The following is a 1,884-nucleotide window of genomic DNA, read 5'->3' on the forward strand; positions in this document are numbered from 1 at the left end:
ACCGGCCGCGATCCGGAGCGGGGCGGGAGGTGGTTCGGGCGGTGGCCGGGGCCGGGCCGCAGCGGGTCGTGTACGTGGCGTGTGATCCGGCGGCGCTGGCCCGGGACGTGGCCACGTTCGCCGAGTCGGGGTACCGGCTGGAGCGGTTGCGGACGTTCGACGCGTTCCCGATGACCCATCACGTGGAGTGCGTGGCGCTGCTGGTGCGCTGAGGCTCCGGAAATTGTCGGTGCCCTCCGGCATGATGCGGGCATGACATCGATGCGCGGTTCGCGGGCCGGACGGGGGCCGCCGGCTCCGTTGCTGGTGCGTGCGCGAAACCGTTGACCGGCAAGGGAGACCTCGTGGCGGAGTCCACTGTGGAGACTTTCGCCGTCCTGCTGTGCGATGCCGCGCGGCGGCGGCTGGGTGAGCTGGCGGCGCGGGAGCTGGCCGGCCCGCGTTACGACGCGGGGCTGATCGACCGGGCGGCGGAGCTGGCGCTGCGCGAGTTGCTGGCGCGGCTGTGGCGGACCGGGTGGCAGCCGCGGGACGTGCACCAGATCGCGCTGCGGCGGCTGGACCGGCGTGGGGTGGCGCTGACTTCGGATGTGCTCGCCGGGTGCGACGGCGCCGAGCGGCCGTTGTTGGCGCGGTGGTCGGAGCGGCACGGCGTCGAGCGGGTGACGGCGCTGCTCGTGGTGCTGGCGGTCCTGGAGGTGCTGTTGCCGCTGCCGCGGTTGCCGGACGTGCCGGTTCCGGAGGAGCGGGCGGCCGGGGTGGACGAGAAGATGCTGGCGCGGATCCGGGCGCTGCTGGCGAAGGCGGAGTCGACGTCGTTCCCGGAGGAGGCGGAGGCGCTGTCGGCGAAGGCGCAGCAGTTGATGAGCCGGTACTCGTTCGAGCGTGCGCTGGTGGAGGGGGTCGCGGCGCGGTCCGGTTCGGCGCGGCGGTTCTGGCTGGAGCAGCCGTACCTGGGCCCGAAGTCGTCGCTGGTCACCGCGGTCGCGACGGCGAACCGGTGCCGGGCGGCGTTCTACGCGAAGCTGGGTTTCGTGGCGCTGGTGGGTCACGAGGTGGACCTGGACCTGGTGGAGTTGCTGTCGACGTCGCTGCTGGTGCAGGCCAACGAGGCGATGCTGGCCGCCGGCCGCGGAGCGAGAACCCGCTCGTTCCGGCACGCGTTCCTGCTCGCGTACGCCACCCGAATCGGCGAGCGCCTGACGGAAGCGGACCGAGCAGCGAGCTCCCAGTTCGCCGATCCGCGGTTGCTGCCGATCCTGACCAGCCGTCGGCAGGAGGTGGACACGCTGTTCGCGGAACTGTTCCCCCACACAATGCGCCACAGGACAACCATCAGCAACGGCGAGGGCTGGACAGCCGGCCGAGAAGCAGCCAACCACGCCCGGCTGACGGTGGAACGTACCGAACTGGGGGCCGGCTAGGAGAACTTTTCTGGTGCGGTCGGGACGACTTCCCGAGGCCGGCCACGCTCGCCGACGACCGAGGCGCTCCCGACCACCCGGCGATGGGGCTTCTAAGGCACGCCCGTCCAGCCGCCGCACTGCGTTCGAGCGTGCTTCGCGCTGCCCTGCCGCACCTCTCGCAGCCGTGCTTCGCGCTTCGCCCCGTGCGCTGCCGCTTCGGGCTCCGCCCGCCTCCGCTTCGCGCGCCGCGCTTCGCCCCACGCCGCGCGGCCGTGCCCTCTCGCGGTCTTGCTTTGCGCCCTGCCGCGCCGCCGCCGCTTCGCGCGCCACCGCTGCCGCTCCGTTGCGCGTCGCTCCGCTCCCTGCCGCGCTTCGCGCGCTGCCGCTCCGCTCCCTGCCGCGCTTCGCGCGCTGCCGCTCCGCTCCCTGCCGCGCTTCGCGCGCTGCCGCTCCGCTCCCTGCCGCGCTTCGCGCGCTG

1 protein-coding gene and 1 pseudogene are annotated in these 1,884 nt (G+C 73.6%); both read left to right on the top strand.

Annotation, left to right across the window (positions count from 1 at the left end; genetic code table 11):
* Positions 1-212: pseudogene (locus D0D15_RS35665) on the top strand (class I SAM-dependent RNA methyltransferase); the annotation flags it as partial.
* Between the two features lie 132 nt (positions 213-344).
* Positions 345-1,424 (top strand): DUF2786 domain-containing protein, encoded by a 1,080-nt coding sequence (locus D0D15_RS35670; protein ID WP_115945102.1) that lies wholly within the window; start codon positions 345-347, stop codon positions 1,422-1,424.
* Positions 1,425-1,884 lie beyond the last annotated feature (460 nt).

It is taken from the genome of Amycolatopsis thermalba, assembly GCF_003385215.1.
Lineage (GTDB): Bacteria > Actinomycetota > Actinomycetes > Mycobacteriales > Pseudonocardiaceae > Amycolatopsis_E > Amycolatopsis_E thermalba.